This window comes from Modestobacter sp. VKM Ac-2978 (assembly GCF_026968025.1).
GTDB lineage: Bacteria > Actinomycetota > Actinomycetes > Mycobacteriales > Geodermatophilaceae > Modestobacter.
This window is the reverse complement of sequence record NZ_JAPVBP010000011.1, coordinates 18,770-39,728: the sequence shown is the minus strand read 5'-3', so window position 1 is coordinate 39,728 and position 20,959 is coordinate 18,770. Positions and strand designations below refer to the sequence as shown.

The 20,959-nt window shown below is 74.2% G+C and carries 20 protein-coding genes; 14 read left to right on the top strand and 6 right to left on the bottom strand.

The window, feature by feature from the left end:
- Positions 1–101 precede the first annotated feature (101 nt).
- The 7 genes from pyrH (at position 102) to O2W53_RS22255 (ending at position 7,205) form a co-directional block, all read left to right on the top strand.
- Positions 102–863 carry a UMP kinase gene (pyrH, locus tag O2W53_RS22285; protein WP_269165254.1) on the top strand — a complete coding sequence of 254 codons (762 nt, stop codon included), beginning with the start codon at positions 102–104 and terminating at the stop codon, positions 861–863.
- 94 nt (positions 864–957) lie between these two features.
- Complete coding sequence (frr, locus tag O2W53_RS22280) at positions 958–1,515, top strand: ribosome recycling factor (RefSeq protein WP_166755318.1); 558 nt, start codon at positions 958–960, stop codon at positions 1,513–1,515.
- A 20-nt stretch (positions 1,516–1,535) separates the two neighbouring features.
- Complete coding sequence (locus tag O2W53_RS22275) at positions 1,536–2,768, top strand: phosphatidate cytidylyltransferase (protein ID WP_269165253.1); 1,233 nt, start codon at positions 1,536–1,538, stop codon at positions 2,766–2,768.
- A gap of 94 nt (positions 2,769–2,862) precedes the next feature.
- On the top strand, positions 2,863–3,507 hold the full coding sequence (locus O2W53_RS22270) for a TrmH family RNA methyltransferase (protein ID WP_269165252.1): 645 nt from the start codon (positions 2,863–2,865) through the stop codon (positions 3,505–3,507).
- A gap of 150 nt (positions 3,508–3,657) precedes the next feature.
- Positions 3,658–5,220, top strand: coding sequence for a hypothetical protein (locus O2W53_RS22265; protein WP_269165251.1), 1,563 nt, complete (start codon positions 3,658–3,660; stop codon positions 5,218–5,220).
- 96 nt (positions 5,221–5,316) lie between these two features.
- A complete protein-coding gene (rlmN, locus tag O2W53_RS22260; RefSeq protein ID WP_269165250.1) occupies positions 5,317–6,495 on the top strand; it encodes a 23S rRNA (adenine(2503)-C(2))-methyltransferase RlmN in 1,179 nt (392 codons plus the stop codon).
- Between the two features lie 2 nt (positions 6,496–6,497).
- Positions 6,498–7,205, top strand: a complete 708-nt coding sequence (locus O2W53_RS22255; protein WP_269165249.1) for a VIT1/CCC1 transporter family protein — start codon at positions 6,498–6,500, stop codon at positions 7,203–7,205.
- A 118-nt stretch (positions 7,206–7,323) separates the two neighbouring features.
- Here O2W53_RS22255 and O2W53_RS22250 read toward each other — a convergent pair whose 3' ends face one another.
- From O2W53_RS22250 to O2W53_RS22235, 4 genes are all read right to left on the bottom strand, one after another.
- Positions 7,324–8,181, bottom strand: a complete 858-nt coding sequence (locus O2W53_RS22250; RefSeq protein WP_269165248.1) for a hypothetical protein — start codon at positions 8,179–8,181, stop codon at positions 7,324–7,326.
- A gap of 303 nt (positions 8,182–8,484) precedes the next feature.
- Positions 8,485–8,814 carry a DUF2631 domain-containing protein gene (locus O2W53_RS22245; RefSeq protein ID WP_269165247.1) on the bottom strand — a complete coding sequence of 110 codons (330 nt, stop codon included), beginning with the start codon at positions 8,812–8,814 and terminating at the stop codon, positions 8,485–8,487.
- Positions 8,815–8,876: 62 nt separating this feature from the next.
- Positions 8,877–9,866, bottom strand: coding sequence for an LCP family protein (locus O2W53_RS22240; RefSeq protein ID WP_269165246.1), 990 nt, complete (start codon positions 9,864–9,866; stop codon positions 8,877–8,879).
- Positions 9,867–9,868: 2 nt separating this feature from the next.
- Positions 9,869–10,831 (bottom strand): hypothetical protein, encoded by a 963-nt coding sequence (locus O2W53_RS22235; protein WP_269165245.1) that lies wholly within the window; start codon positions 10,829–10,831, stop codon positions 9,869–9,871.
- A 278-nt stretch (positions 10,832–11,109) separates the two neighbouring features.
- On the opposite strand from O2W53_RS22235, the gene dxr reads away from it, so the two are divergent.
- The 5 genes from dxr to O2W53_RS22210 all read left to right on the top strand — a co-directional run bounded on the left by dxr (position 11,110) and on the right by O2W53_RS22210 (position 17,806).
- Positions 11,110–12,342, top strand: coding sequence for a 1-deoxy-D-xylulose-5-phosphate reductoisomerase (gene dxr / locus O2W53_RS22230; protein ID WP_269165244.1), 1,233 nt, complete (start codon positions 11,110–11,112; stop codon positions 12,340–12,342).
- Positions 12,279–13,733 (top strand): M50 family metallopeptidase, encoded by a 1,455-nt coding sequence (locus O2W53_RS22225; RefSeq protein ID WP_269165243.1) that lies wholly within the window; start codon positions 12,279–12,281, stop codon positions 13,731–13,733. Before dxr ends, O2W53_RS22225 begins: the two co-directional genes overlap by 64 nt.
- A gap of 18 nt (positions 13,734–13,751) precedes the next feature.
- A complete protein-coding gene (gene ispG / locus O2W53_RS22220) occupies positions 13,752–14,906 on the top strand; it encodes a flavodoxin-dependent (E)-4-hydroxy-3-methylbut-2-enyl-diphosphate synthase (RefSeq protein WP_036339862.1) in 1,155 nt (384 codons plus the stop codon).
- A gap of 40 nt (positions 14,907–14,946) precedes the next feature.
- Positions 14,947–15,798: a GNAT family N-acetyltransferase gene (locus O2W53_RS22215; protein ID WP_269165242.1), complete on the top strand. Its 852-nt coding sequence runs from the start codon at positions 14,947–14,949 to the stop codon at positions 15,796–15,798.
- 73 nt (positions 15,799–15,871) lie between these two features.
- Positions 15,872–17,806, top strand: a complete 1,935-nt coding sequence (locus O2W53_RS22210; RefSeq protein ID WP_269165241.1) for a penicillin-binding transpeptidase domain-containing protein — start codon at positions 15,872–15,874, stop codon at positions 17,804–17,806.
- Here O2W53_RS22210 and O2W53_RS22205 read toward each other — a convergent pair.
- Together O2W53_RS22205 and O2W53_RS22200 are read right to left on the bottom strand one after the other, a co-directional pair.
- Positions 17,803–18,291 carry a ferritin-like domain-containing protein gene (locus O2W53_RS22205; protein ID WP_269165240.1) on the bottom strand — a complete coding sequence of 163 codons (489 nt, stop codon included), beginning with the start codon at positions 18,289–18,291 and terminating at the stop codon, positions 17,803–17,805. The genes O2W53_RS22210 and O2W53_RS22205 overlap by 4 nt on opposite strands.
- A gap of 39 nt (positions 18,292–18,330) precedes the next feature.
- Complete coding sequence (locus tag O2W53_RS22200) at positions 18,331–18,834, bottom strand: hypothetical protein (protein ID WP_269165239.1); 504 nt, start codon at positions 18,832–18,834, stop codon at positions 18,331–18,333.
- A 210-nt stretch (positions 18,835–19,044) separates the two neighbouring features.
- On the opposite strand from O2W53_RS22200, the gene rimP reads away from it, so the two are divergent.
- Positions 19,045–19,836 carry a ribosome maturation factor RimP gene (rimP, locus tag O2W53_RS22195; RefSeq protein WP_269165238.1) on the top strand — a complete coding sequence of 264 codons (792 nt, stop codon included), beginning with the start codon at positions 19,045–19,047 and terminating at the stop codon, positions 19,834–19,836.
- Positions 19,833–20,957 (top strand): transcription termination factor NusA, encoded by a 1,125-nt coding sequence (gene nusA / locus O2W53_RS22190; protein WP_269165237.1) that lies wholly within the window; start codon positions 19,833–19,835, stop codon positions 20,955–20,957. Before rimP ends, nusA begins: the two co-directional genes overlap by 4 nt.
- The last annotated feature ends 2 nt before the right edge of the window (positions 20,958–20,959 follow it).

Sequence of the window (20,959 nt, the reverse complement as noted above, 5' to 3'; positions counted from 1 at the left end):
CAGGACGGGGCCGGTGGTCTGTCCGGACCCGCCGGGGCCCCCGCGCACGCCCGCCGGATGCGGCAGGATCGATCCAACCGACACCGAACCGAGGAACGCCCGTGACCGCTCTGAAGTCCGCGCCCACCGCCTTCGCCCCGCTGGACGGGTCCGGTTACAGCCGGGTCCTGCTGAAGCTCTCCGGTGAGGCCTTCGGTGGCGGCAAGGTCGGGGTCGACCCGGTGATCATCCGCACCATCGCCGAGCAGCTGGCCGCCGTGGTCGGCTCCGGCACCCAGGTCGCGGTCGTCGTCGGTGGCGGCAACTTCTTCCGTGGCGCGGAGCTCTCCCAGGCCGGCATGGACCGCGGTCACGCCGACTACATGGGCATGCTCGGCACGGTGATGAACTGCCTGGCCCTGCAGGACTTCTGCGAGAAGGCCGGGCTCGAGACCCGGGTGCAGACGGCCATCACCATGGGGCAGGTCGCCGAGCCCTACATCCCGCGCAAGGCGATGCGGCACATGGAGAAGGGGCGGCTGGTCATCTTCGGAGCCGGCGCCGGGATGCCGTACTTCTCGACCGACACGGTCGCCGCGCAGCGGGCACTGGAGATCGAGTGCCAGGTGCTGCTGATGGCCAAGAACGGCGTCGACGGCGTCTACGACGACGACCCGCGCACCAACGCCGCGGCCACGATGTACTCCGACCTGGACTACGGCACGGTGCTGGCCAAGCAGCTCAAGGTCGCCGACGCCACGGCCATCAGCCTCTGCATGGACAACCAGATGCCGATCGTCGTGTTCAACCTGTTGCGCGACGGCAACATCGCCCGCGCGGTGGCAGGTGAGAGGATCGGCACGTTGATCAGCGCCCGGCCCTGACCGGGCCGGACGTCGATCGGGGCGGCGCACGCCGGGCACCGCCCCACCCGCAGACCGCACAGACCCCGGCAGCTGCCGCAGGAGGAGAAGACCCGTGATCGACGACACCCTGCTCGACGCCGAGGAGCGGATGGACAAGGCCCTGTCGGTCGCTCGCGAGGACCTCGGTTCCGTTCGCACCGGCCGCGCCGCGCCGTCCATGTTCAACAAGATCTTCGTCGACTACTACGGCGCGCTGACCCCGGTGCCGCAGATGGCCTCGATCACCGTGCCGGAGGCGCGGATGGCGGTCATCAAGCCCTACGACGCCACCCAGCTGCAGGCGATCGAGAAGTCGATCCGCAACTCAGACCTGGGCGTGAACCCCACCAACGACGGGTCGCTGATCCGGGTGGTCTTCCCCCAGCTGACCGAGGAGCGCCGCCGCGACCTGGTGAAGATGGCCCGGTCGAAGGGCGAGGACGCCAAGGTCTCGATCCGCAACGTGCGTCGCCGCGCCAAGGAGGAGCTGGACCGGATCAACAAGGACGGTGAGGCGGGCGAGGACGACGTGCGCCGGGCGGAGAAGGAGCTCGACGACCTCACCGCGGCACACGTCGCCAGCATCGACGAGGCGATGAAGAACAAGGAGACCGAGCTCCTGGACGTCTGAGTCGACCTCCGGACGCTGCCGTGACCCGCGACCCGCACCGCCCCGAGCCCCTCGGCTCGGGCCGTCAGCCTGCCCGCAGCCGGGCCGGGATCGCCGACGGCCCGGGCGGCAAGGGGGAGGGGCCGGCAGCACGCCAGGACCCCGACACCGGACCGCTGGTCCGGATCGACCAGCCGCCGGTGCCGCCGCGACCCGCGGTCGGGCCCCGCGCGGCGCGCCCCGGGCCGGTCGCGGGGCCGGAGACCAACGAGCTGCGCCCGGACGACGAGGGCGCCGACGCCGTGTCGCTGATGCCGGGCGGGCCGGCGGTCGAGGCGCCGGATCGGGAAGCCGGCCACGAGGAGGCGCCCGCCGACGCCCCGCTCACCGCGGTGCCCGATGCCCTGGGTGCCGAGGTCACCGGAGAGCCCCCGCAGGACACCCCGAGTGGCGCACCGCGGGCCGTCGGGCGGGCCGGGCGGGACATGGCCGCCGCGGTCGGGGTCGGGCTGTCGCTCGGAGCGGTGGTCTTCGCCACGCTGCTGCTCTGGCGGCCCTCCTTCCTCGCCGTCGTCACCGCCGCCGTCCTGATCAGCGTCTTCGAGCTCAGCGGGGCGCTGGAGAAGGGCGGTCACCGGCCGCCGCGCACGCCTGTCCTGGTGGGGGCGGTCGTGATGGCGGCCCTGGCCTGGACGCGCGGCCCCTCGGGGCTGGTCATCGCCTTCCTGCTCACCGTCTTCGCCGTGCTGCTCTGGCGGCTGGGCGACGGCCCGGTCGGTTACCTGCGCGATGCGTCGGCCGCGGTCTTCGTCGCCCTCTACGTACCGCTGCTGGCCGGGTTCGCCGTCCTGCTCCTCGCACCCGACGACGGTGCTGCCCGGGTGCTGACGTTCATCGGCACGGTGGTCTGCAGTGACGTGGGCGGCTTCGCTGCGGGCGTGCTGTTCGGGAAGCACCCGCTGGCCCGCACGGTCAGTCCGAAGAAGTCCTGGGAAGGGCTGGCCGGGTCGGTCGCGGCCTGCGTGCTCATCGGCACGCTGCTGATCACGCTGGTCTTCGACGGGCCGTGGTGGGGCGGCGTGCTCTTCGGGGTCGCCATCGCGGTCACCGCGACCCTGGGCGACCTGGGGGAGTCCCTGATCAAGCGGGACCTGGGGATCAAGGACATGGGCGACCTGCTGCCCGGCCACGGCGGTCTGATGGACCGGATGGACTCCCTGCTCCCCTCGGCCGCGGTCGCGTGGCTGATCCTGTCGATGGTCGCGCCGGTCTGAGCCCGCGGCGGTGACGGACGGGACGACGGGCCAGGCGACGGACGCCCGGCCGACAGACGGCGAGGCCACGGACGACGGGCTCACGGACGACGAGGTGCCCGGGCCGACCGAGTGGGGTGGGTCGGTCGGCGTCGGCCCGTGGGTCGGTGCCTGGCCGACCGATCCGCGGTACGACCGCGAGCTGCTCGCCGAGGGCGATCGGCGCAACGTGGTGGACCGCTACCGGTACTGGCGGCTGGAGGCGGTGGTCGCCGACCTGGACCCGCGACGGCACCCGTTCCACGTCGCCATCGAGAACTTCGAGCACGACCTGAACATCGGCACGGTCGTGCGCACCGCCAACGCCTTCCTGGCGGCGGAGGTGCACGTGGTCGGCCGGCGCCGGTGGAACCGGCGGGGCGCCATGGTCACCGACCGCTACCAGCACCTGCGCCACCACCCGGAGGTGACCGGGCTGCTGGGGTTCGCAGCGGCCGAGGACCTGACGGTGGTGGCGGTGGACAACGGCCCCGGCGCCGTTCCGCTGGAGACCGTCTCCTTGCCGCGCCGCTGCGTCCTGCTGTTCGGGCAGGAGGGTCCCGGGCTCACCCCAGCGGCCCGGGACGGCGCCGCACTCACGGTGTCGATCGCCCAGTTCGGCTCGACGCGGTCGCTGAACGCCGGGGTCGCGGCAGGGATCGCGATGCACGCCTGGGTCCGGGAGCACGCCGATCTCAGCGTGGTGCGCGAGCGCGGCTGATCGGCGAGGCCGAGCGCAGTGTGACCGGGCGATCACGCCGCGCCTACCGGATGGGCGCGCTCCTCTCCGGCAGCATGGCCGTTCGGGTCTGGTGTCCGGGCTCGGCCGCGAACGGTGGCCGAGACGGCGACCGGCCGGGGAGGAGTGGCCGTGGCGTCGGGCCCACCGCGAGGTGACGAGTCGTTGCAGGAGCAGGCGTCTGCGGCGCCCGTGCCGGCGGGCGGCGCGGACGAGCCGGTCGCGGTGGGCCCCGAGCGTGGCGCTCCCACGGCCAGCGACGCGGCGACCGAGTGGCCGACGACCGAGGAGTCGGAGGCCGAGGCCCCCGGGGTCGAGGTGTCGGAGGCCGAGGTGCCGGAGCTGGACCGAGCGACGATCGACGAGTCGGCGGACCGCGCGCCGGCCGAGCACGGCCACACCGGTCAGTCGCCGTCCGACGCTGCTCCGTGGGACGAGGCCTGGCTGCCGCAGTGGGTCGATGCCGCACCCGGGGCAGCGCCTGCGCGGCCGTCTGCGAACGCCTTCCCCGAGCCGGCGCCGGCGTCCGAGCCTCAGCTGCGGCTTGACCTGCAGTACCTGGTCCCGGGGGCGTCCGCCGAGCTGGTCGCTGCCCTGGCCGAACTGGAGGCGGCCGAGCGCACCGCCGAGCGGGAGCGCCAGGCGCAGCTCGCCGCCTGGGCTGCCGACATCGAGGCGGCGGAGGCGCTGCCCGCGCCCACCGATGCCGGCGCACGCGACTCCGGGCCCGCTGGCACCCTCCCCGCCGTCCGCACGCCGCCGGCTGCTGCTGGTCGGCGGCGGTACCGCGTGCTCCTCCCCGCGGCGGTGCTCGTCGTCGCCGGTGTCGTGGCCGGCTTCACTCTGCCCGGCGGCTCGGACGGCGCGGGCCCCTCGGTCGCGGCAGTACAGCGGGACGCCGACGAGCGGACTGCGCCGACGACGGCGAACCGGTCGCCCGCGCCCCGCGTGAACGGGCTGCCTGCACTCGGCGCCGGCGTCGGCGACGTGGACACCCCGCCCCCCACGGCCCCGGCCGGGCCGCCGAGCGCGGCAGCGACACCTGATCTCCGGGTCGCATCGATCCCGGTGGCCACCTCGTCGGCCCGGGGCCGCACGTTCCGGGTGGTGGCGGCGCCGCGGGCCGACGTGCAGTCGCGCGAGCCCGCGGGCTCCGCCGTGCAGCCGGTGTCGGGCCCTCCGGCGCCGCCCGTCCCGGTCGACCCCCCTCCGGTCGACCCGGCTCCGGTCGACCCTGCCCCGGTCGACCCTGCCCCGGTCGGCCCGACGCCCATCGACCCGGTCAGGAACCCGACGGTGCCGGACGGCGACTGCCCGGCCACCGTGCCCGAGGACGGCCAGACCCCGGACGAGGGCACCGACCCCGACGCCCCCGTCACGGTCCCGGCGTGCGCGCCGGTGGACCCCGATCCGCAGGCCCCCGGTCCCGAGGGCCCGGATCCCGACGCCACCGACCCCGGCGGCGACGCAGAGGTCCCCGACGGCTCCGGGGACGGACCGTCCGGCGATGGCGAGGTGGTCCCGCCGATCGTCGCCCCCGAGGAGACCCCCGCCCCCAGCCCTGCGCCGACGCCGACGCCGACGCCGACGCCGACGCCCACGCCCTCGCCCTCGCCGTCGCCCACCCCGACGTCCACGCCGTCCGGCGCACCCGACCCGTCGGCGACGCCGGCCGAGGCCCTCGGCCGGAGCTGACGGGGCCCCGGCGCCTCCCCGGGCTCCTCCCCGGGAGCCATCTCACCCTCGCTGAGCCACCCCCAGCGGCCCGGTGGTGGGAGCATGGACCTCGTCATGACTGTCTTGCCCCTGGTCTTCGAGGCCCCCCGCCGCACCAAGCCGCCTCGGCACCTCGCCGACCTGACCCGAGCGGAGGCCCGCGCGGCGGCCGTCGAGCTGGGTCAGCCGGCGTTCCGGGCCGACCAGCTGGCCCGGCACTTCTACGCCGGGGTGACCGATCCGGAGCAGATGACCGACCTGCCGGCCGCGTCGCGCGCGGAGCTGGCCGAGGCGCTGCTGCCGGGGCTGCTGACCCCGGTCCGGCACCAGTCGGCCGACGGCGGCCGCACCCGCAAGACGCTGTGGCGCCTGCACGACGGGGCCCTGGTGGAGAGCGTGCTCATGCGCTATCCCGAGCGCGCCACCGTCTGCATCTCCAGCCAGGCCGGCTGCGGCATGGCCTGCCCGTTCTGCGCGACCGGCCAGAGCGGCCTGACCCGCAACCTCTCTGCGGCAGAGATCATCGGCCAGGCGGTCGCGGCGGCCGCGGCGATGGCCAACGGCGAGATCCCCGGCGGGCCCGGTCGGCTGTCCAACGTCGTCTTCATGGGCATGGGGGAGCCACTGGCCAACTACGCCCGGGTGCGCAAGACGCTCGACGCACTGCTGACCCCGGCACCGCACGGGCTGGGCCTGGCCCAGCGCTCGGTGACCGTCTCGACGGTCGGCGTGGTCCCGGCGATCCGCAAGCTCACCGAGGAGGGGCTCAACGTCACCCTGGCGGTCAGCCTGCACGCCCCCGACGACGAGCTGCGCGACGAACTGGTGCCGATCAACACCCGCTGGAAGGTCGACGAGGTGCTGGGCGCCGCCGACGACTTCGCCCGCCGCACCGGTCGCCGCTACTCGATCGAGTACGCGCTCATCCGGGACATCAACGACCAGCCGTTCCGGGCCGACCTGCTCGGGAAGCTGCTGGCGAAGCGGCTGGCGCACGTGAACCTCATCCCGCTCAACCCGACCCCGGGCAGCAAGTGGGACGCCAGCCCGCTGCCCGCGCAGCGGGAGTTCGTCGCCCGGCTGCGCGCTGCCGGCGTCCCGACCACGGTCCGCGACACCCGCGGTTCGGACATCGACGGCGCCTGCGGTCAGCTGGCCGCCGCCGATCAGGTCGACGGGGTGCCGAGCGTCGCCGTCCCGGTCCCCACCGTCGAGGACGCCGTCCCGCTGGGAGCCGAGTCGGACCAGGGCTGACCGTGTCCCCCGACGCGGAGGCGCACGAGCACAGTCACGCCGACGTCTCCGGCGGCTGGCTGCGGGCGGCCGTCTTCGGCGCGATGGACGGTCTGGTGACCAACACGGCCCTCGTGGCCGGGGTCGGCGCCGGCGGTGCCGCGGCGCAGACGGTCGTGCTCTCCGGCGTCGCCAGCCTCGTCGCCGGGGCCATCTCGATGGCGCTGGGCGAGTACACGTCGGTGACCACCCAGAACGAGCAGCTCGAGCTCGAGGTCGCCAAGGAGCGCGGGGAACTGGAACGCAACCCCGAGGGGGAGCGGCACGAGCTGGTCGCGCTGCTGCGCGCCGGCGGGGTGGACGACGACCTCGCCGAGCGGGTGTCGGTGCAGCTGTCCCGGGACCCGGAGACGGCGCTGCGGCTGCACGTCGTCGCGGAGATGGGGCTGAGTCCGGAGGACACCCCGTCGCCGAAGGTGGCTGCGGTCTCCTCGTTCGTGACGTTCTCGGTCGGCGCGGCCGTGCCGTTGTTGCCCTACCTGTTCGGGCTGGACCTGCTGTGGGTGGCGCTGGTGTGCGGCGGGGTGGGCCTGGCGGTCGCCGGTGCGCTGTCCTCGCGCTTCACCCCGCGGCCGTGGTGGTGGTCAGCCCTGCGCCAGCTGCTGTTCGGGGCGTTGGCCGCCGGCGCGACCTACCTCATCGGCAGCGCGATCGGCGTGGCCGTCAGCTGACGCCGGCTCAGCGCTGGCACGACGTCCCGGCGTCCGCCGCCACCTCGTCGACCCGGGAACGCAGCGGACGCCGGCCAGGGAGGTCCTGGCCGGCGTCCGTCGTGGTGCTGGGGTCGTGTCAGGCCTGCGTGGCTCCCGCGGTGCGGCGGCGGCTGAGGACCAGGGCGCCGGCGCCGGCGCCGACGAGCACGGTGCCCGCGACCAGCGGCAGGGTGACGCTGGCGCCGGTGTAGGCGAGCGCCTTGCCGTCCGCGGTCAGCGTGAGGGCGATCTCGTAGTGGCTCCCGGCGTCGCCGTCGAAGGCCAGGGTGTGGTTGGCCAGCGTCGTCCCGGCGGGGAGCGTGTAGGTCGCGGTCAGCACGCCGTTGGCGTCGGCGGTGAAGACACCCAGGGTCACCGGGGTGGAGTGCAGGACCAGGGTGACCTTCTCGTTGGGCTTGAAGCCCTTGAGCACGTGGGTGATCTGCTGGCCCGGCTTCGCCACGTTGCTGGTGGTGCTGTTCTTGGTGACGGAGATGCCCGGCGTGTTCGGCGTCGCTCCCGGCACGAAGGCGGCCGGGGCGGGGGCGGGGGCGGGCTTGCCGTCGGCGGTGACCGTGATGGTCACGTTCGGGTACTGGAAGTCGGTCGTGTACTGGTCGCAGAACAGCCGGTACGAGTAGGTGCCCACCTCGGCGGGTGCGTCCAGCTCGAGGGTCCAGGTGCCGTCGGCGTTGACCGGGCCGCCGTCGCCCCAGCCGGGGTCGTCGCTGTCGGGCGTGATGACGGCCATGGGCTCCGCGTCGGTGTCGGAGGCCTGGGTGCAGTCGGCGCCGGAGATGGTGAAGGTGGCACCGGGGGCGAGCGTGCTCGACGGCGCGACGGACGGCGCGGCAGGCGCGGCGAGCGCGGCGGGGGCGAGGAGGAGGCCCGCGGAGGCCGTGCCGAGGGTCAGACCGGTCACGACGGCGACGCGGGTGCGGGACAGGCGGCTCATCGGGGTTCCTCCGTGTGTGTGTCGGCCCGGGCTTTGCGGGTCCGTTGCGCACTTTCTAGCCGACCCGACTTCCTGGCTGGCAGTTTTCTGTGCGACACGCGGACGAGTCGGTCAGATGTGCACATCCTCTATCCGAACTGTCCACCGCAAGAGGAGTCGACATTGCCCGAGATGGAGTCATCCACCGTTATCTCTGTCCAGTGAGGTCTGGGTGGGGAGGACCGCAGGTACGACAGAGGCCGCCTCCCCCGAGGGGAGACGGCCACTGTCGAGATCGCGGGCCGCAGATCGGCGGCCGGGGCGCTAGCGGGAGCGCCAGGCGTTCTTCCGCCGGCGGATGTCCCACAGCAGCATGACCACGAGCGTGAGCACGAACCCGAGGATCCACAGGTTCTCGACCTGGCCGTCGTGGTTGCCGAACAGCAGGGCCAGCAGGCCCAGCACCATCAGCCAGCCGGTGATCCGGCCGACCCGGCCCGACTCGGCGTGCCACCCCCAGTCCGCAGGGTGCTCGTCGTGGACGGGTGTCGACCCCGCGCGGACGATGCCCTCCTCGCGGGCGGACTGCTCGACCACCCTGGCGCTCGTCTGCTGCCCCTGGCCCCGGCCACTGTGCTCACTCACGGCGCCCATCTTGCCAGGCCCCGGTGCGCTCCACCCGCTCGGCGCGGTCGTGGCGCGACGCGTGTGCTCGGTCAGCGGCTGCACGAGAGCCCGGCCGACGCGAGCGCGGCCGTGGTGTCCGCCGTGGGCAGCCGGGCGATCGTGCCGCCCACCGGGTTGCCGACCGGGAGGACCCGTACGTCGGCCACGTCTGCGCGGGCCAGTGAGGTGAGCTCCCCGACGGAGGTGTCCGGATCGGTGGCGATGGCCGCGGAGGCCGCCCAGGCGACCGACTGCAGGCGCCATGGTCGCGGGGTCGTGGCGCGGACCTGGTCCATCAGGGCAGCGAGCACGCTGCCGGCGGCGGTGGCGCGGCCGTCGGGGGCTGTGGGCGCCGGCACCCACTCCCCGTCGACCAGGTGCTCGGGGTGCCGGGAGCGCACGAGGGCCAGGGCGGTGGCGCCGTCCACGTGCTGGTGGCCGGCGCGGGTGAGCTCGAGCCCGGCGGGCTGGTCGCGGACCGGCTCGGGGACGTCGACGTCCAGGCCGCCGGCGGCGTCGACCACCGCGGCGAAGCCGCCCAGGTCCACGGTCAGGAGGTGGTCGGTGGGGATGCCGAGCTGGCACAGTCCCTCGACGGTGGCCTGTGGTCCGCGCAACCAGGTGAGTGCGAGTCGACCGGGACGTCGGTCGGTGCGCACCACCACGTCGCGCGGCACCGAGAACACGGTGGTGCCGGCGTCGGTCTGGTGGACCACCACGACCACGTCCGCGCGGCTGCCGGGGACGTCCTCAGGTGTGCCGAAGGCATCGGTGGCGGCGTCGGTGGGGAGGTTCGTGCGCGAGTCGAGTCCGACGAGGACCCAGGTCCGTCCGTCGGCGTCCCCGGGGCCGTCGGACAGGTCGACGTCGACCTGCTCCAACCGGCCGGCGAGCACGGCTGCGTCCGCGCCCAGGGCGACCACCAGCAGGGCGAGGACGGAGAGGACGACGCGCGCCCAGCGCCGCGCACGTGTGCGGGAACGCGGCGGACGCCGGCCAGGAGTCTCCTGGCCGGCGTCCACGTCGTGCGGAAGGGTCATGCTCAGGCCTGCTCGGCCCCCGCCGGACGGCGCCGGAGGGCGTAGAGCGCACCTGCGCCGGCGACGAGCAGCCCGCCACCCAGCGACAGCGGCAGGGCGACACTCGCGCCGGTGTAGGCCAGGTCGTCGGAGTCCGCGGAGCTGGCGGCGGTGACCGTCAGGGACTCCTGGAAGTAGGTGCCCATGTCGCCCTCGAAGACCAGGTCGTGCTCACCGGCCGGGGTGCCGGCCGGCAGCGTGAAGGTGGCCGTCACGGTGCCGTTCCCGTCGGCGGTGAAGGTGCCCACCGTCTGCGGGTCCGAGTGCAGCGTGACGGTGACCTTCTCCCCGGGCTTGAAGCCGGTGAGGACCTTGACGATCTTCGTGCCCTGGACGGCGCTGGCGCCGGTCGTGGAGGCGGTCTTGGTGCTGGACACGCCGACGGTGTTCGCGGTCTCGCCGCGCAGCTCGCCGGTCGGGACGACGGTGGTCGGGGTGCTGGGGGGCGAGGTGACCGGCGTCGGCGTGACCGGCGTCGGCGTCACGGGAGCCGCCTGCAGGGTGAACCCGAACTCGGGGTAGAGGAGCCAGTCCGTGCCGTCATCGGTCTCCCCGCCGTCGTAGGGCTCGCAGATGGCGAAGGCCACGTAGCCGCCCGGCGTCGCCTCGGGCAGGAACTCCAGCGCCGCGGTCCAGGTGCCGGCCTCCACCGGGCCCGCCAGGCTGAGCACCGGCTCGGCTGCGGGGTCGTTGGCATCTGCCGCGGCCAGGATCTCCACGTAGGCGATGGCCGGCTTGCTGGGGTCCGTCGCCGCACACTCGGTGCCGGTCAGGGTGTAGGGCTGACCGATCACCGCGGTGGACGAACCCTGCAGCGGGGGCAGGTCGGCGGCCAGGGCGGCCGGCGCGAAGGCGATGCCGAGGCCCACGGTGCCGAGGCTGAGGCCGGTCGCCACGGAGGCGCGGAGCGGGGACATGCGGGACATGAGGGTTCTCCGTCGGGTCCGGGCCCGGACGTCCGAGCCATCGGGAGGAGTATCGGCACGCAACGACTCGGATTGTTGCTCGGTGGGACGACACGCCGAGAAGTTGCCCAACGAGTGACAACCGACGGCTGATCCGTCCAGATCTGGATGAGGTGTGGCTGTCGAGATCAGTCGGTCACGGACGGATCGTCGTCAAGTGTGGACCGCCAGAGGCTGTGGTGGCGGTACCGCGCCTGGCGGCGAGACGTGGACTCGGCGGGCTTGGCAGGATCACGTGCATGAGCCAGCCGCGCAGCACCGAACCCCGCACGGTCACCGTGCTGGGGTCCACCGGGTCGATCGGGCGCCAGGCGATCGCCGTCGCCCGGCAGAACCCGGACCGGCTGCGGGTCACCGGGCTCGCCGCCGGTGGGGGTGACGTCGCCCTGCTGGCCGAGCAGGCCCTCTCCCTGGGCGTGCGCACCGTGGCCATCGCCCGCGCCACCGCCGCCCAGGACCTGCAGCTCGCCTTTTACGCCGCGGCGCAGCAGCGCGGCTGGGCCCAGGGCCAGTACGCGCTCCCGGAGATCCTGGCCGGCCCGCGCGCCGCCGAGGAGCTGGCCACGCGTCCGGCCGACGTCGTCCTCAACGGGATCACCGGGTCGATCGGGCTGCGGCCGACGCTCTCCGCGCTCGCCGCGGGGCGCACGGTGGCGCTGGCGAACAAGGAGTCGCTCGTCGCCGGCGGGGCACTGGTGACGGCGGCGGCCGCCCCGGGCCAGCTGGTGCCGGTCGACTCCGAGCACTCCGCGCTGGCCCAGTGCCTGCGCGGGGGTCAGCGGGGCGAGGTGGCCCGGCTGGTGCTCACCGCCAGCGGCGGTCCCTTCCGGGGCCGGACGGCGGAGGAGCTGGCGGGAGTCACCCGCGAGCAGGCGCTGGCCCACCCCACCTGGGACATGGGCCCGGTGGTGACCATCAACTCCGCGACCCTGGTGAACAAGGGGCTGGAGCTGATCGAGGCCCACCTGCTCTTCGGCGTCCCGTACGCCGACATCGACGTCGTGGTGCACCCGCAGTCGATCGTCCACTCGATGGTGACGTTCACCGACGGCGCGACGATCGCCCAGGCCAGCCCGCCGGACATGCGGCTGCCGATCGCGCTGGCGCTGGCCTGGCCGGACCGGCTGCCGGACGTACAGCCCGCGCTGGACTGGTCGGCCGCGAGCACCTGGGAGTTCCAGCCGCTGGACTCCGAGGTGTTCCCGGCGGTCCGACTCGCCCGGCAGGCGGGGGAGGCCGGCGGCGTCGTCCCGGCGCTCTACAACGCGGCCAACGAGGAGGCGGTCGCCGCATTCACCGCCGGACACCTCTCGTTCCCAGGGATCGTGCAGGTCATCGCGCGTACCCTCGACGCCGCGCCGGACCTCGGCGCACCCACCTGCGTCGAGGACGTGCTGGCCGCTGAGAAGTGGGCCCGGGAGCACGCCCGCGTCGCCATCGACGCGGACAACCCGAGACGGAGCTTGAGCTGAGCGGGTTCCTCCTGACGGTCCTCGGGATCGTCGCCTTCGCCGTCGGGCTGCTGTTCAGCATCGGCTTCCACGAGTTCGGGCACTTCTACTGGGCCCGGAAGTTCGGCATGCGGGTGCCGCAGTTCTTCGTCGGCTTCGGGACGACGGTGTGGTCCTTCCGTCGCGGCGAGACCGAGTTCGGGATCAAGGCGATCCCGCTGGGCGGCTACATCCGGATCGTCGGCATGATCCCGCCGGCCGAGGAGGGCGAGAGCAAGCGCGCCACCCGGATGCGCAGCTTCATCGCCGAGGTGCGCGGGGCGGCCCTCAACGACGTCCTGCCCACCGACCGCGGCCGGGTCTTCTACGCCAAGCCGTGGTGGCAGCGGGTGATCGTGATGTTCGCCGGTCCCTTCCACAACCTGGTGCTGGCAGTGCTGCTCTTCCTGGTCCTGCTGGTGGGCATCGGCCTGCCGACGACCACCACCACGATCGCGGCGGTGCCCGACTGCGTGCTGCCCGCCGGGGCCGCCAGTGCCGCCGCCGCGGACCCCTGCACCGTCCCGATCACGCCCGAGGGGCAGGTCTGCGAGGCGGGTGCGGCCGACTGTGCGCTGCCGCCGGCCGGCCCTGCCGCACAGGCCGGGCTGCAGGCCGGGGACACGATCCTGGCGATCGACGGCGAGCCCGTCACCCAGGAGCCGGGCGACGGCTGGGAGGCGCTGGTCGAGACGGTGCAGGCCAGCGCCAGCACCCCGCTGACGCTGACCGTCGCCCGCGAGGACGCCCAGGGCGTTCCCGAGCAGCTCGACCTCACGGTCACCCCGATCGAGAACACCGTCTACACCGACCCGGACTCCGACGGTGAACCCGACGGCACCGAGGAGGTCGGGTACCTCGGCGTCCAGTCCGCGACGGAGTACGTCGGCCAGCCGCTGAGCTCGCTGCCGGGCTACTTCGGCACCGTGGTCGTCGAGTCGGTCCAGCGGCTGGTGCAGATCCCCGAGCGCATCCCGCAGCTGTTCCGGGCCACGTTCATGGGCGAGGAGCGCGACCGCGAGGGGCCGATCGGCCTGGTCGGGGTCAGCCGGCTCTCCGGCGAGGCGTTCGCCCTGGAGCAGTTCAGCAACGTGGACAAGCTCAGCTTCTTCGTGTCGCTGCTGGCCAGCGTCAACCTGGTGCTCTTCCTGTTCAACCTCGTGCCGCTCTACCCGCTGGACGGCGGACACGTCGCCGGCGCGCTGTACGAGAAGGCCCGCTCGACCGTGGCCCGGCTGCGCGGGCGGCCCGATCCCGGCCCGTTCGACATCGCCCGGCTCATGCCGGTCGCCTATGCCGTGGCGGGGTTGTTCATCCTGTTGTCCGGCCTGCTCGTCATCGCCGACGTCGTCAACCCGATCACCCTGCAGTAAGTGGGAGACTGACCTACCGTGACCGTCTCGCTGGGCATGCCCGCCTCTCCGCCGCCCGTCCTCGCTCCGCGCCGGAAGACCCGTCAGCTGGACGTCGGGGGCGTCGGGGTCGGCAGCGACTCCCCGGTCAGCGTCCAGTCGATGTGCACCACCAAGACCGCCGACATCAACGCGACGCTGCAGCAGATCGCCGAGCTGACCGCCTCCGGGTGCCAGATCGTGCGGGTCGCGGTGCCCGACACCGACGACGCCGAGGCGCTGCCGATCATCGCCCGGAAGTCGCAGATCCCGGTGATCGCCGACATCCACTTCCAGCCGCGCTACGTGTTCGCCGCGATCGACGCCGGGTGCGCCGCCGTGCGGGTCAACCCGGGCAACATCAAGAAGTTCGACGACAAGGTCGGCGAGATCGCCCGGGCGGCCAAGGACGCCGGCACCCCGATCCGGATCGGGGTGAACGCCGGCTCGCTGGACAAGCGCCTGCTGGCCAAGTACGGCAAGGCGACGCCGGAGGCGCTGGTCGAGTCGGCGCTGTGGGAGTGCTCGCTGTTCGAGGAGCACGACTTCCGCGACATCAAGATCTCGGTGAAGCACAACGACCCGGTGGTCATGGTCCGCGCCTATGAGCTGCTGGCCGCCCAGTGCGACTACCCGCTGCACCTCGGCGTGACCGAGGCCGGCCCCGCCTTCCAGGGCACCATCAAGTCCGCGGTCGCCTTCGGCGCGCTGCTGTCCCAGGGCATCGGCGACACCATCCGGGTCTCCCTCTCCGCCCCGCCGGCGGAGGAGGTCAAGGTCGGCAACCAGATCCTGGAGTCGCTGAACCTGCGCCAGCGCGGCCTGGAGATCGTGAGCTGCCCCTCCTGCGGCCGGGCCCAGGTCGACGTCTACAAGCTCGCCGACGAGGTCACCGCCGGCCTCGAGGGCATGGAGGTGCCGCTGCGGGTGGCCGTCATGGGCTGCGTGGTGAACGGCCCGGGGGAGGCCCGCGAGGCCGACCTGGGCGTCGCCTCCGGCAACGGCAAGGGGCAGATCTTCGTCAAGGGCGAGGTCGTCAAGACCGTGCCCGAGTCGATGATCGTGGAGACGCTGATCGAGGAGGCCATGCGGATCGCCGAGGCGCAGGTCGCCGAGGGCACCCCGTCCGGTCCGCCGGTCGTCTCCGTCTCCTGACCCGCCCGCCCACACCGGCCGACCGAGGACAGTGGTCCGCGTGCTGCGTTCCTCGCCCGCCCGGGTCCTGGACGCCGGGGACGAGGGCGCCGTCCGGGAGCTGCTGGCCACCGACCCGGTCGGCGCCTGCATGCTCGCCGGGCGGGTCGAGACCCACGGCACCGCGACGACGTCCCTGGGCGCGCCGCTGTGGGGCCTGTACGCCGGTCGCCGGCTGGAGGCCGTCTGCCTGGCCGGCGCGAACCTGATCCCCTTCGCCCGACCGGGCGCCGAACGGGCTGCGGCGACCGCGTTCGCCGACCGGGCCCGGCGGGCCGGGCGACGGTGCTCGACCGTGGTGGGCCCGGCGGCGGCGGTGCTGCCGCTGTGGGAGCTGCTGGCGCCGTACTGGGGCCCGGCACGGGAGGTGCGCGCCCAGCAGCCACTGCTGGCCATCTCGGGGCCGGCGTCGGTGCCGGCCGAGCCGCGGGTGCGCCCGGTCCGGACCGAGGAGCTGGACACCCTGCTGCCGGCCGCCGTCGCCATGTTCACCGAGGAGGTCGGGGTCAGCCCGCTGCGCGTCGACGGCGGCGCCGGCTACCGCGCCCGGGTGGCGGAGATGGTCCACGCGGGTCACTCGCTGGCGTGGATCGAGCGCGGTGAGGTGCTCTTCAAGGCCGACGTCGGCGCCGTCTCCCGCGACGCCTGCCAGGTGCAGGGCGTCTGGGTCTCCCCGCAGCACCGCGGGCAGGGCATCGGGCAGCGGGGCACCGCGGCGGTGGTCGAGTACGCACGCACGGCGATCGCGCCGGTGGTCAGTCTCTACGTCAACGACTACAACCGTGCGGCCCGCGCCGCCTACGAACGGGTCGGCTTCCAGCAGGTCGGCACCTTCGCCTCGATCTTGTTCTGAACGGCCTGTGAGTCCTGGGGCTGGTGCGGCGAGGAGTCCCGGATCGGCAGCGGACTTCTGCCAGGGTGGGTGGGTGCGCAGCCGACACGGGTCCAGGAGCAGGAGCGGGGCCACCCGCCGGGTGACGACGGCCGGGGGCGCCGCGGTGCTGGTGCTCGCCCCGCTGCTGAGCGGGTGCTCCGGCGACTCCACCGACGACGTCCGCGCCGCCGCCCAGGCCTTCCTCGACGACTGGGCCGCGGGCCGGGCGGATGCAGCCGCCGACCGCACGACCGACCCCGCGGCGGCCGGGGCACTGCTCGAGCAGACCGCCGCCGACCTGCCCGACGCGACCCTGAGCACCGAGCTGGGCGAGGTGCAGGTCGAGGACGGCGCGGCGACCGTCACCTGGCAGGCCACCTGGGACCTCGCGGCGGCCCCGGACTGGACCTACGACGCAACGCTGGAGCTGCAGGAGGGCGAGGACAGCTGGGAGGTCGTCGCCGAGCCGGGCGTCGTCCACCCGGAGCTGGCCGACGGCCAGCACCTCGAGCTCGCCCGGTCGCTGCCGGAGCGCGCACCGATCACCGACGGCACCGGCGCACCGCTGTTCGCCGAGACCGAGGTGGTGGACGTCGGGGTGGACACCGCTCAGGTCACCGACCTGCCGGCGCTGGCCGCCGGGCTCTCCGCTGCCACCGGGATCTCCGCGGAGGAGATCACCGCCGACGTGCAGGCGGCACCGGTCGGGCAGTTCGTCCCGGTGATCACCCTGCGCCGGCCGGACTTCGAGGCGATCCGCGCGCAGGTGTACGACCTGCCCGGGGCGGTCTTCCCGACCAGCACCCGGTTGCTCGCCCCCACGTCCCGGTTCGGGCTCGCCCTGCTGGGCCGGGTCGGGGACGCCACCGCCGAGGTGCTGGAGGACACCGTCGACGCCGACGGCGAGCAGCGCTACGCCGCCGGGGACCGGCTGGGCCTGTCCGGCCTGCAGCTGGCCCACCAGGAGCAGCTGGCCGGCACGCCCGGGTTCACCGTGCGGGTGGTGAGCACCGACGAGGCCCTCGAGGACACCGGGCGGGTCGTCGGCACCGTCGACCCCGTGCCGGGCACCCCGGTCCAGACCCCGCTGCTGCCGGCGGTCCAGAACGCCGCCGACGCCGCCGTGGCCACCCAGCCGCTGGCCACCCACCTGGTGGCGGTGCGGCCTGGCACCGGGGAGCTCCTGGCGGTCAGCTCCAACGAGGCGGCCAACCCGGTCAACGCCCTGACCGGGCAGTTCCCGCCCGGTTCGAGCATGAAGACGATGACGGCGACGGCGCTGCTGTCCGCCGGCACGGTCACCCCGGAGACGCAGGTGCCCTGCCCGGCCACGACGGTCGTGGAGGGCCGGGAGTTCGAGAACGAGGACCAGTTCGACCTCGGCACGGTGCCGATGACCGAGGCGTTCGCCCAGTCCTGCAACACCACCTTCATCCAGCAGGCGCTCACCCTCCCCGACGGTGCGCTCGCCGCCGCGGCCGCCTCCTACGGGGTGGGCACCGACTGGCAGCTGCCGGTCGACGTCTTCAGCGGAGAGGTGCCCGCAGCGAGCACCGGCACGACGGAGGCCGCCGACGCGATCGGCCAGGGCCAGGTGCTGATGAGCCCGGCCCAGCTGGCCCTGGTGGCCGCCGGCATCGCCAGCGGCACCCCGGCCGTGCCCGTGGAGGTCGTGGGGGGAGAGCCGGCCGGGGCAGCCCCCGCCGGACCCGACCCGGCCGTCCTGGACGCGCTGCGGCCGATGATGCGCCAGGTGGTCCTCGGCGGGACGGCCACCGGGCTGGCCGACCGGGGTGAGGTGTACGGCAAGACCGGCACCGCGGAGTACGGCACCAACACCCCGCTGGACGCACACGGGTGGTTCATGGGCTACCAGCTCGGGGGCCCCCAGGGCGACGTCGCGTTCGCCGTGCTGGTCGAGGGAGGGCAGTCCAGCAGCGTCGCCGTCGAGGTCGCCGACGCCTTCCTCGCCGCGCTGGGCGGCTAGGCCTGCGGCAGGCCGGGGAAGGCGCTGGTCGGTGGGGTGCGGCCGGCCAGGGCGCGCCAGTCGACCGCCCGCAGCTCGGCGGCGCTCAGCGCGGCGACGGCGAGCACGCGGGTGCTGCGCTCGCTCGCCCGGTCCAGCACCCACGTCCACGTCGCGGACGCGCCCTCCTCCAGCACGACCGCGAGTGCTGCGGCGTCGACCGGGGAGAGCACGGGGAAGGGCAGCGTGTGCCCCGGTTCGTCGGCGACCGGCTCGACCTGCCGGGCGCTCAGCAGGGCGACGAGCTGGTCGCGGAGGTCCAGGTACGCCAGCTCGCACGCGACCACGGCGTCCCGGGACTCCGGGGGGAGTGCCGCACCGACGACGCCGTAGCCCCAGATCGCCGCGTGCACCGCGGCCAGCGCGTCCTGCAGTGCGGCGTCTTCTGCCGCCATGTCCCCCGCCGCGGTGGGCGAGCCCGAGGGTGAGCTGGTGCCGTCAGCCATCGTCGTCCCGTCTCCCGGCTTCCCGTCGCGGAGCAGTGTTCATGCCAACAGTCCGTCCTGGCCCCGCAGGCCGGCCGCGATGCTGCCGAGCAGCGCCGCCCGCCCTCCGGTGAACTCCGGGCAGGCCTCGGCGTGCGCGGTGGCGGCCGCGGCGACGACGCCCCGCAGCCAGACGCGTGCCTCCGCCGGATCGGTCGGTGCCGCGGCGCCGCTGGTCGCCGCCGAGGTCGTCGCGGTGTCGCCGGGGGCGGCCGCGCGCAGCCGGTCCAGCTGTGCCCGCGCCTGCGCGGCGAGCGGGGTCAGCGCCGCGGCCAGGTCGGGTGCGCTGCTCAACGCCTGGTCGTAGCCGGCCACCACCTCCTCCTGCACCCGGACCTGGGCGGCGAGCCGGTCGACCTGAGCCGGGGTGACCGCGTCGGTCACGTCGCCGGGGCTGCCGGTGCAGCCGGTGGACACCAGCGCCGTGCCGGCGAGGGTGGCGATCAACAGGCTGCGTCGGGAGAACGTGCCGGCGGCCGGGGGAGCGGGGAGGAGTCCGGACATCGCCGTCCATCCTGACAGTCCCGGGCGACTCTCCTGGCCGAACGCACCGGAGCGCCGGTCGCTGCTCGTGGGACCGGTGGTGCCGGCGGTGCGGGCGGTAGCCTGACGGTTCACGCGCAGCACGCCGGTGGCCCGTCGGGCCCGCCCGGCCGCCCACCGGGGTCCCACCCGGTGGGCACGTCGCGGTTCCCACACAACAGGAGGCAGTCGGTGTCCACGCGAGGTGCAGGCACCGCGGACGTGGTGACCGCCAAGCTGACCGGTTGGGTCGAGCCCGTGGTCGCCGCCGCCGGGTACGACCTGGAGGAGCTCGTCGTCCGCCCCGCCGGCCAGCGGTCGGTGGTGCGGGTCGTGGTCGACCGGGACGCCGGGGTCAGCCTGGACGACGTCGCCGAGCTCAGCCGTGCGCTGTCGGAGGTGCTCGACGCGCAGGACGAGGCGCTGGGTCGCTCGCCCTACGTCCTGGAGGTCACCAGCCCCGGGGTCGACCGCCCACTGACCCTGCCGCGGCACTGGCGGCGCAACGTCGGCCGGTTGGTCGGCGTCGCCGTCGGCCCCGAGTCCGGCCGGGAGCAGCTCACCGGCCGGGTCCTCCGGGTCGACGACGACGGGGTCGTGCTGGCCGTGGAGAAGGGCGGCACCAAGAAGGGCCAGGTGCGCAAGGCCGTCGGCGAGCGCACCGTGCCCTGGGCAGAGCTGGGCGAGGCGCGGGTGCAGGTGGAGTTCACCCGCCCGGCCGGGCACCGCGACGCCGCGCTGGTCCACCACGGCGACGGCACCGACGACGAGCACGACGACGACGAGCAGGACGACGAGCACCAGGACGACGAGGCGCACCAGGACGACGACGAGACCGACGACGAGGTGCCCGCGGGCACCGAGCACGACCACGAGCAGGACCCGGCCGGGGCCGACGCGACCGACGCGAGCGGGAGGACCGGACGACCGGCCCCGCGCCGCGCGCCGCAGGACCCCCGGTCGCGACGAGGAGGCAACGAGTGAACATCGACGTGACGGCTCTCAAGGCGGTCGAGCGGGAGAAGGGCATCCCCGCGGACACGGTGCTGCAGGCGATCGAGAGCGCGCTGGTCACCGCCTACCGGCACGCGGACGGCGCGGCCAAGCACGTGCGCGTGCAGGTCGACCGCAAGAGCGGCGAGGTCGCCGTCCTGGCCCAGGAGCTGGGGCCGGACGGCGAGGTCGTGCACGAGTGGGACGACACCCCCTCCGACTTCGGCCGGATCGCCGCCAGCACCGCCAAGCAGGTGATCATCCAGCGGCTCCGCGACGCCGAGCACGAGCAGACCTTCGGCGAGTACGCCGGCAAGGAGGGCGACATCGTCAGCGGCATCGTGCAGGCGCACGAACGCCGCAACACCCAGGGCGTGGTGCTGGTCGACATCGGCAAGGTGGAGGCCACGCTGCCGGCCCCCGAGCAGGTGCCCGGTGAGGACTACCGGCACGGCAGCCGGCTGAAGGCCTACGTCGTCTCCGTCGCCCGCACCTTCCGCGGCCCGCAGGTGACGTTGTCGCGCACCCACCCCAACCTGGTCCGCAAGCTGTTCGCGCTCGAGGTGCCCGAGGTCGCCGACGGCAGCGTGGAGATCGTCGCCGTGGCGCGCGAGGCCGGGCACCGGTCGAAGATCGCCGTCCGCACCCGCGTCCCGGGGCTGAACGCCAAGGGTGCGTGCATCGGCCCGATGGGCCAGCGGGTCCGCAACGTGATGAGCGACCTGCACGGCGAGAAGATCGACATCGTCGACTGGTCCGAGGACGAGGCCAGCTTCGTCGCCTCTGCGCTGTCGCCCGCGCGGGTCACCAGCGCACGGGTGGTGGACCCGGCCGCTCGGGCGGTCCAGGTGGTCGTGCCGGACTACCAGTTGTCGCTGGCGATCGGCAAGGAGGGGCAGAACGCCCGCCTGGCCGCCCGGCTCACCGGGTGCCGCATCGACATCCGCAGTGACGCCGAGCCCACCGACGGCGACGCCCCGGTCTCCCCGGGTGTCGGGCGGGCTCCGTTGCGGGCGGGCGTGCAGCCGGGCCGGCCCGGTGCCCGCGGTCCGCAGGGCGGTCACCGGCCCCCCGTACGGCGCGCGGAACATCCCGGGCCCGCGGCGCGCTAGAC

Excerpts from the sequence above, each read along its gene's own strand:
- O2W53_RS22235 (WP_269165245.1), bottom strand. The coding sequence starts at position 10,831 with ATGTCCCGCATGTCCCCGCTCCGCGCCTCCGTGGCGACCGGCCTCAGC.
- dxr (WP_269165244.1), top strand. The coding sequence starts at position 11,110 with ATGAGCCAGCCGCGCAGCACCGAACCCCGCACGGTCACCGTGCTGGGG.
- O2W53_RS22250 (WP_269165248.1), bottom strand. The coding sequence starts at position 8,181 with ATGAGCCGCCTGTCCCGCACCCGCGTCGCCGTCGTGACCGGTCTGACC.
- O2W53_RS22205 (WP_269165240.1), bottom strand. The coding sequence starts at position 18,291 with ATGGCTGACGGCACCAGCTCACCCTCGGGCTCGCCCACCGCGGCGGGG.
- O2W53_RS22200 (WP_269165239.1), bottom strand. The coding sequence starts at position 18,834 with ATGTCCGGACTCCTCCCCGCTCCCCCGGCCGCCGGCACGTTCTCCCGA.
- O2W53_RS22240 (WP_269165246.1), bottom strand. The coding sequence starts at position 9,866 with ATGACCCTTCCGCACGACGTGGACGCCGGCCAGGAGACTCCTGGCCGG.
- O2W53_RS22245 (WP_269165247.1), bottom strand. The coding sequence starts at position 8,814 with ATGGGCGCCGTGAGTGAGCACAGTGGCCGGGGCCAGGGGCAGCAGACG.
- rlmN (WP_269165250.1), top strand. The coding sequence starts at position 5,317 with ATGACTGTCTTGCCCCTGGTCTTCGAGGCCCCCCGCCGCACCAAGCCG.